Origin of the sequence: Actinoplanes sp. NPDC048791, assembly GCF_040650095.1 — a bacterium.
GTDB lineage: Bacteria > Actinomycetota > Actinomycetes > Mycobacteriales > Micromonosporaceae > Actinoplanes.
Window position 1 is genome coordinate 1 of the sequence record NZ_JBEZGQ010000340.1, and the last position, 7824, is coordinate 7824.

General features: G+C 69.9%; 7 protein-coding genes, 1 other RNA gene and 1 pseudogene. 7 read left to right on the forward strand and 2 right to left on the reverse strand.

The window, feature by feature from the left end:
- From AB0C29_RS23470 to mctP, 6 genes and pseudogenes are all read left to right on the forward strand, one after another.
- Positions 1–250, forward strand: a pseudogene (locus AB0C29_RS23470) (hypothetical protein); the annotation flags it as partial.
- An 11-nt stretch (positions 251–261) separates the two neighbouring features.
- On the forward strand, positions 262–996 hold the full coding sequence (locus AB0C29_RS23475; protein ID WP_360823700.1) for a C4-type zinc ribbon domain-containing protein: 735 nt from the start codon (positions 262–264) through the stop codon (positions 994–996).
- Complete coding sequence (locus AB0C29_RS23480) at positions 954–2132, forward strand: bifunctional RNase H/acid phosphatase (protein ID WP_360823702.1); 1179 nt, start codon at positions 954–956, stop codon at positions 2130–2132. Before AB0C29_RS23475 ends, AB0C29_RS23480 begins: the two co-directional genes overlap by 43 nt.
- 98 nt (positions 2133–2230) lie before the next feature.
- Complete coding sequence (locus tag AB0C29_RS23485; protein WP_360823705.1) at positions 2231–3529, forward strand: glycoside hydrolase family 18 protein; 1299 nt, start codon at positions 2231–2233, stop codon at positions 3527–3529.
- A gap of 163 nt (positions 3530–3692) precedes the next feature.
- Positions 3693–3944 (forward strand): DUF3311 domain-containing protein, encoded by a 252-nt coding sequence (locus AB0C29_RS23490; RefSeq protein ID WP_360823708.1) that lies wholly within the window; start codon positions 3693–3695, stop codon positions 3942–3944.
- Entirely contained in the window at positions 3937–5583 is a 1647-nt protein-coding gene (gene mctP / locus AB0C29_RS23495) for a monocarboxylate uptake permease MctP (RefSeq protein WP_360823710.1), read from the forward strand. The genes AB0C29_RS23490 and mctP overlap by 8 nt, the downstream gene beginning before the upstream one ends.
- A gap of 35 nt (positions 5584–5618) precedes the next feature.
- Here mctP and AB0C29_RS23500 read toward each other — a convergent pair whose 3' ends face one another.
- Both AB0C29_RS23500 and AB0C29_RS23505 read right to left on the reverse strand, forming a co-directional pair.
- Positions 5619–6080: a MarR family transcriptional regulator gene (locus tag AB0C29_RS23500; protein WP_360548387.1), complete on the reverse strand. Its 462-nt coding sequence runs from the start codon at positions 6078–6080 to the stop codon at positions 5619–5621.
- Positions 6081–6126: 46 nt separating this feature from the next.
- On the reverse strand, positions 6127–6879 hold the full coding sequence (locus AB0C29_RS23505; protein WP_360823712.1) for a sulfite exporter TauE/SafE family protein: 753 nt from the start codon (positions 6877–6879) through the stop codon (positions 6127–6129).
- 276 nt (positions 6880–7155) lie between these two features.
- On the opposite strand from AB0C29_RS23505, the gene rnpB reads away from it, so the two are divergent.
- An RNA gene (gene rnpB, locus AB0C29_RS23510) (RNase P RNA component class A) lies at positions 7156–7558 on the forward strand.
- Positions 7559–7824 lie beyond the last annotated feature (266 nt).

The window sequence follows — 7824 nt, forward strand, 5'->3', positions numbered from 1 at the left end:
CGGCAACCCCGGCATCGCCGCGGTCGCCGAGCTGCGTGACGTCACCGCCACCGACCCGGCCGCGGTGGCCGCCCTCGCTGTCGAGGTCGCCACCGGCGGCCCGGCCCTGCTCGACGCTGCCCACTGGGCCACCGAACGCCCCTGGCTCGACGAGCTGGCGGGCTGGTTGCGCGCCCAGTTCCCGGTCACGTCCCTCGTGTCCGACCTCGACACCGACCCCTGGACCGTGCACGCGGTCAGTGGAAAATAAGGAGACCTGACGTGAAGGCCGCCCCGCAAGACCAGCGCCGACTGCTCGATCTGCAAGCCGTCGACATTGCCCTGGCCCAGCTCGCCCACCGCCGCAAATCCCTGCCGGAGCTGGCGGAGATCGCCACCATCTCCCGCGAGCTGTCCGCGCTGGAGGACGAGCGGGTGCGCGCCCAGGTGGCCGTCGACGACCTCGACCGCGACATCGCCCGCTTCGAGAAGGACATCGAGCAGGTCCGCACCCGCAAGGACCGGGACCAGGCCCGGCTGAACGCCGGCGGCGCGCTGCGCGAGATCGAGGGACTGCAGCACGAGCTGGCCACGCTGAACCGCCGCCAGTCCGAGCTGGAGGACGCCGAGCTCGAGCTGATGGAGCAGCGGGAGAGCGCCGAGCAGGCCCTCAACGACGTGAAGAAGAAGCTGGCCGAGGCGAGCGAGCGCCGGGCCGCGGCCGAGGCCCGCCGGGACGAGGCGAACGCGGAGATCACCAAGGAGCAGGAGTTCAAGACGCAGGCCCGCGGGCCGCTCGCCGCCGACCTGCCGGCCGACCTGATCACGCTCTACGACAAGATCCGCGCGGACTCGGGCCTGGGCGCCGCGCTGGTGCGCTCCGGGCGCTGCGGCGGTTGCCGCATCGAGCTGTACGGCGCCGACCTGGCCCGGGTGAAGTCCGCGCCCGCCGACGAGGTCGTCCGTTGCGAGGAATGCCGCCGGATCATGGTCCGCACCGCGGAGTCCGGCCTGTGACCGCTGAGCTCAGGGTCGTGGTGGAGGCGGACGGGGGGTCGCGGGGCAACCCCGGGCCGGCCGGTTACGGTGCGGTCGTGCTCGAGGAGGGCACCGGCGAGGTGCTGCTCGAGCGCTACGCCTCGCTCGGCGTCACCACCAACAACGTCGCCGAGTACCAGGGGCTGATCGCCGGCCTGCGCGCCGCCGCCGAGCTGGGCGCCGCCCGGGTCGACGTACGGATGGACTCCAAGCTGGTGGTCGAGCAGATGTCCGGCCGCTGGCAGATCAAGAACCCGGGGCTGCGCCCGCTGGCCGCCGAGGCGGCCAAGCTGGTCGACGGCTTCACCACGGTGACCTTCGACTGGATCCCGCGCGAGCGCAACAAGCTGGCCGACGCGCTGGCCAACCGGGCGATGGATGAGGCGGCCGGCAAGCCGGTGGGCTCGGCCGCCCCGAGTTCCGGTGCCGGGGCCTCGGCGTTCGCGGAGCCGACCGAGCCCAAGGCGCCCCGGAACTGGGCGCCGCCGTCCCTGGACACCGCCACCCGGCTGATCCTGGTCCGGCACGGCGAGACCGCGATGACCGCGCAGGGCCGCTACTCCGGCCGCGGCGACGTCCCGCTGTCCGAGCAGGGCGAGGCCCAGGCGATGGCCGCGGCCGGGCGGGTGGCGGGCATCTCGCGCGACGTCACGGCCGTCGTTTCCTCACCCTTGACCAGGTGTACGCGCACCGCCGAGCTGATCGCCGCCGAGCTGGGCAACGTCACGGTCACCGTCATGCCGGAACTGATCGAGTGCGACTTCGGCGACTGGGAGGGCCTGACGTTCGCCGAGGTCCGCGAGCGCTGGCCGGACGAGCTGGACCGCTGGCTGGACTCGACGGCTGTCGCGCCGCCGGGCGGGGAGTCGTTCAAGACGGTGTCGAAGCGCGTACGCGGGGCCCTGGCGACGCTGCAGTCGGCGTACCCGTCGGGGACCGTCGTCGTGGTCTCGCACGTCTCGCCGATCAAGCTGATCCTGCGCGACGCGCTCGCCGCCGGCGACGCCTTCCTGCACCGGCTCTTCCTGGACGCGGCCGGCGTCTCCACCATGGACATGTGGCCCGACGGCGGGATCGCGGTCCGCTCGGTGAACGAGACGGCGCACCTGCGCTGAGGTATTGACCCCGCCGGGTGCGGACGTTTAGCTTCCTCGATTAGGAAAGTTTCTTCACCATTCCTCTTCGACAAGCTCCGTCCGCCCCTGGAGGGCTCATGCGCGGATTCTCCCGTCGTCTGCTGGCCGTCGGCGCCGCCGTACTGGTCGGCGTCACGGCCGCACCCACCACCGCCCAGGCACACCAGAAGAAGTCGTACGTCAAGGTCGGATACTTCACCCAGTGGGGCATCTACGGCCGCGACTTCCAGCTCGCCAAGGTCCAGCAGTCCGGCGCCGCCGCCGGCCTCACCCACCTCAACTACGCCTTCGGCCCGGTCACCGCGGCCGGCGTCTGCGAGTCGGCCGACTCGTGGGCCGACTGGGGCGTGCCGTTCACCGACGCGCTCAGCGTCGACGGCGTCGCCGACGTGGCCGGCCAGCCGATCGCCGGCAACCTCAACCAGCTCGCCGAGCTCAAGAAGAAGAACCCGAAGCTGCGGGTGCTGATCTCGCTGGGCGGCTGGACCGGCTCGGCGACCTTCTCCGACGCCGCCCTGACCGACGCGTCCCGCCAGAAGCTGGTCAGCTCCTGCGTGGACCTGTGGATCAAGGGCAACCTGCCCGGCCTGTCCGCGGGCGTCGCCGCCGGCATCTTCGACGGCGTCGACCTGGACTGGGAGTGGCCCGGCTCCGAGGGCAACGCCGGCAACGTGATCCGGCCGGAGGACAAGCGGAACTTCACCCTGCTGACCGCCGAGTTCCGCAAGCAGCTCGACGCGCTGGGCCGCAAGAACCGCAAGCACTACGAGCTCACGGCGTTCCTGCCGGCCGCCCCGGCCAAGATCGACGCCGGCTTCGAGGCGAAGAAGATCTTCAAGTACCTCGACTTCGGCACCGTGCAGGGCTACGACTTCCACGGCTCCTGGGAGGCCCGGGCCAACCAGCAGTCCGCTCTGCGGGTTCCGCCCGGCGCGCCCGACAACCCGGACTTCTCCGTGGACGGCACGATCGACGCATGGCGTGACCGCGGCGCACCCGGCCGCAAGCTCGTGCTCGGCATCCCGTACTACGGCCAGGGCTGGACCGGCATCACCGCCGCCGGCAACGGTCTCTTCGCCCCGGCCACCGGCGGCGCGCCCGGCAAGTTCGCGGTCGGCACCGAGGACTACAAGACCCTGAAGAACCTGCCCGCGCAGGGCTTCAAGGTGCACCGGGACTGGCGTTCCGGCCACTCGTGGCTGTTCGACGGCACCACCTTCTGGACGTACGACGACCCGGCGCAGATCCTGCAGAAGACGGCGTACATCCGTACCGAGGGGCTGGGCGGCGCGATGATGTGGTCGCTCGACGGCGACGACGAGAAGGCCTCGCTCACCCGTACCATCTCGGCGGGTCTCTGGACCCCCTGGCGGTAGCAGGTCCTCCGGCCGGGGTGGTGTGCCGTTCGGCGCACCGCCCCGGCCGTTCGGCGCAGGGTGATCACGGCCTGGCGCATCGTCGCAGAAACCTCTCGGTAACCTGCGGCGATGGCCGTGACCACGGTCACCACCTCGTCTGAGCTCCGATGAGGAGGCCTTGATGTCCGCACCGCGCAGCGATCGCAGTCCCTGGAACTGGCTGCTGGTCATACCGATCGTGCTCCCGCTGATCACCCCGTTCTACAACTTCGACTCACCGAGGCTCTGGGGCTTTCCGGCCTTCTACTGGCTGCAGTTCTCGTTCATCCTCGTCGGCGTCGTCACGACCTCGGTCGTCTACCAGATGACCCGGAAACCACCGGCCGTCCCCGCGGCAGACCGCACCACGTCGCCGGAGGCCTCCGATGAGTGACCACATCACCGAGATCGTCGTCTTCACCTTGCTGTTCCTGCTGGTCAGCGGGATGGGCTTCATCGCGGCCAAGTGGCGCCGGCCGACCGACATGGCGCACCTGGACGAGTGGGGACTCGGCGGGCGCAGCTTCGGCGGCTGGATCACCTGGTTCCTGGTCGGCGGTGACCTCTACACCGCGTACACGTTCGTCGCGGTGCCCGCGCTGATCTTCGGCGCCGGCGCGGCGGGCTTCTTCGCGGTGCCCTACACGGTGGTCATCTACCCGCTGTTCTTCCTGATCCTGATCCGGCTCTGGTCGGTGTCGCACCGGCACGGCTTCGTGACCCCGGCCGACTTCGTCCGCACCCGCTTCGACTCGCCGCTGCTGGCGCTGCTGATCGCGATCACCGGCATCGTGGCGACCATGCCGTACATCGCGTTGCAGCTGGTCGGCATCGAGGCGGTGCTCAAGACGATGGGCGTGACCGGGGAGAGCGCGCTGGCCCGGCACGCGCCGATCATCGTGGCGTTCGCGATCCTGGCCGCGTACACGTACCAGTCCGGGCTGCGGGCGCCGGCGCTGATCGCCTTCGTCAAAGACACGCTGATCTACATCGTGATCATCGTGGCGGTGCTGTACCTGCCGTACAAGCTGGGCGGCTGGGGCTCGATCTTCGACGACGCCAACGCGAAGTTCCAGGCGTCACCGGCGCCGGGTGACGGCATCACGCTCAACGCCAACAACCAGATCCAGTACATCACCCTGGCCCTGGGCTCGGCGCTGGCGCTGTTCCTGTACCCGCACAGCATCACCGGCGTGCTGGCCAGCAAGAACCGCAACGTGATCAAGCGCAACATGTCGGCGCTGCCGGCGTACAGCTTCCTGCTCGGCCTGATCGCCCTGCTCGGCTACATGGCCATCTCGGCCGGGGTGAAGCCGCTGCCCGGCAACACCGCGGGCAGCGTCGACAGCAACACGGTCGTGCCGCTGCTGTTCGACCAGCAGTTCCCGGCCTGGTTCGCGGGCATCGCCTTCGCGGCGATCGGCATCGGCGCCCTGGTCCCGGCGGCGATCATGTCGATCGCGGCGGCGAACCTGTTCACCCGCAACATCTACAAGGAGTACATCCGCAAGGACGCCACCCACGCGCAGGAGGCCGGCGTCGCCAAGATCGCCTCGCTGGTGGTGAAGGTCGGCGCGGTCGCGTTCATCATCTTCCTGGACCCGCAGTTCTCCATCGACCTGCAGCTCATCGGCGGCATCATCATCTTGCAGACCGCCCCGGCGGTGGCCATCGGCCTCTACACCCGGTGGCTGCACCGCAACGCCCTGATCGTGGGCTGGGCGGCCGGCATGGGCCTGGGCCTGTGGATGCTCTACCAGATCCCGAACGCGGCGACCAAACGCGCCCACTTCGGCGGGTCGGCGTTCCCGCTGGAGAAGTTCGGCTTCGACACCCCGAAGACGATCTACGTCGGCTTCGTGGCGGTCGCGCTGAACCTGCTGGTCGCGGTGATCGTGACGCTGATCCTGCGGGCGATGAAGACCCCGGAGGGTGTCGACGGCACCGAGCCGGACGACTACTTCGCCGACGAGGGCGACCCGCGGCTGGAGAAGGCCCGTACCACTCCGGAGACCCTCGGCTCCTCCACCTGACCCCGACCCGCTCGCGATCCGCGGCCCCGGATGTCCTATCCGGGGCCGCGGCCTTTCAGGTACGCGTCCATGTCCCGGGTCAGCCGCTCCAACACGCCCGCCAGCTCCTGGCGCTCGTCGGCGGTCCAGTCCCGCAGCACCTCGTCGTAGACCTCACGGCGGGCCTTGCTCACCGCGTCCACCTGGGCGAGGCCCCGCTCACTGGCGGCCACGACACTGCCGCGGCCGTCCAGCGGATCAGGCGTACGCACGACGAGGCCGTCCCGGTGCAGGGCGCCGACCTGCCGGGTGACCGTGGAACCGTCCAGATTGAGCCGGGTGGCGACGGCGGAGACGTTCTGCGGGCCGGCCTCCTGCAGGAAGCGCAGAATCACGTACGCGGCGCGGTCGAGCGCGCGGTGCGGCCGCGGCGCGGCACGGCGGGTGGCCTCACCCAGCCGCATGAGCATGGCCACCTGGGTCTCGATGACCCTGAGAGCCGAGTCGTCGTCCGCCATCTGTCCTTCCCCGGTACTGCTTCTACTCTTCAGCTTTTTCTACTCTTCAGCGAAATGCTCGCCACAACAGGATGAGCCCGACAAGGGTCCCAAAGGTGACGATCAGCACTTTCAACACCCGCGCGGGCAGCCGGCGTGCGATGTGCGCCCCCACATACCCGCCGACAATCGTGGCCGGGGCGACGGCGAGCACCGCACCCCAGTGCACCGGCGCGAAGAACGCGAAAACCACCACGGTGACCAGCCCGACACCGGCGGAAAGCACATTCTTGAGCGCGTTGATCCGATTCAACGTCTCGTCCAGCACCAAAGCAAGCGCAGCGACGTACATGACCCCCAGCGCGGCGCCGAAATACCCGCCATAGATGGCCCCGACGAAGACGACGATCTGAAGGGTGACCTTCTTCTCGCCGCTCGACCGCCCGACGAGACCCTTGAGCCGGTCTTGGAAGAAGAGGATGGCGGCAGCGCCGAGCACCAGGAACGGCACGACAACCTCGAAGGCGCGGGCCGGGGTGCCGAGAAGAAGGAAGCAGCCGAGGGTGGCGCCGACCAGGGCGGTGGGGACGATGGCCCGCAGCCGCCGTCCCTGGCCGGTGAGGTCGGCGCGGCTGCCGACGACGCTGGAGACGTAGCCGGGGAAGACGGCGGTGGAATTGGTGACGTTGGCGTCGACCGAGGGAAGACCGACGGCGATGAGGCTGGGGAAGGTGATCAGCGAGCCGCCACCGGCGATCGCATTCACTACGCCGGCGGCCAGACCGGCGGCGACCAGCAGCACGATGTGGGCGAGATCCATGATGCCGAAGAATCTACGGGCCGGGGGTGGGGGATGCTGGTTCGAGGCCCGGGTGTGTGGTCGGGGTCCTGGTTTGGTCGCGGCCGGTGCCGGTGCCGGTGCCGGGGTCGGGCTACCGGGCCCTGATCTTGGACTGGTCGGGTTCCGGCCCGTCGGCCTGCCGGGCCGGGCGGGGCTGTCGGCCGGGTCGTGGGGTGTTCTGGCAGGGTCGAGCCGGCTTTCGGTCCGTCGCCCGCCGGGTCCTCGGCGGCGTCGGTAGGATGGTCACGCGACGGACGAGTCGACCGGGCGGTCGCGTCGGTGTTCCTCCGGGAGCATCGCCGAGGAACGTCCGGACTCCACAGAGCAGGGTGGTTGCTAACGGCAACCCGGGGTGACCCGCGGGAAAGTGCCACAGAGAAGAGACCGCCGGCCCCGTGCCGGTAAGGGTGAAACGGTGGGGTAAGAGCCCACCAGCACCCCGGGCGACCGGGGTGGCTCGGTAAACCCCACCCGGAGCAAGGCCAAGCAAGGCCACCGCCGCGAGGCGGGGGCCGGCGCAGGCATTCGAGGGCTGCTCGCCCGAGTCTGCGGGTAGGCCGCAAGAGCATGTCGGCAACGGCACGCCTAGATGGATGACCGCCGCCGGCGGCCGCGAGGCCGTCGCGCACAAAATCCGGCGTACAGGTCGACTCGTCCGTCGCCTTCCTGGTCAGAGCCCTGTTGATGGGCTCTGACCAGGGCTTTCTCTGGGCGCTGGCGGTCAACGTTGGTCGGCGTTGGTGGGCGTTAGACGGCCCGAATACGGCCCCGCAGCGCACTCTGACGGCCCACAGACGGCCCAGCTTTGATCTTGTCTTTCACGCGCCGGGCTGCACTCGACGTGGCGCGGGTGAAGATCTCCACCTCGACGTCCCGCTCGGCCAGCCGCTTGGACACCTCGACGATGTACACGTTCATGCCACC

What these genes read in the sequence shown, in the direction of transcription:
- AB0C29_RS23480 (WP_360823702.1), top strand. Translation starts at nt 954, where the DNA reads ATGCCGCCGGATCATGGTCCGCACCGCGGAGTCCGGCCTGTGACCGCT.
- AB0C29_RS23485 (WP_360823705.1), top strand. Translation starts at nt 2,231, where the DNA reads ATGCGCGGATTCTCCCGTCGTCTGCTGGCCGTCGGCGCCGCCGTACTG.
- AB0C29_RS23490 (WP_360823708.1), top strand. Translation starts at nt 3,693, where the DNA reads ATGTCCGCACCGCGCAGCGATCGCAGTCCCTGGAACTGGCTGCTGGTC.
- mctP (WP_360823710.1), top strand. Translation starts at nt 3,937, where the DNA reads ATGAGTGACCACATCACCGAGATCGTCGTCTTCACCTTGCTGTTCCTG.
- AB0C29_RS23500 (WP_360548387.1), bottom strand. Translation starts at nt 6,080, where the DNA reads ATGGCGGACGACGACTCGGCTCTCAGGGTCATCGAGACCCAGGTGGCC.
- AB0C29_RS23505 (WP_360823712.1), bottom strand. Translation starts at nt 6,879, where the DNA reads ATGGATCTCGCCCACATCGTGCTGCTGGTCGCCGCCGGTCTGGCCGCC.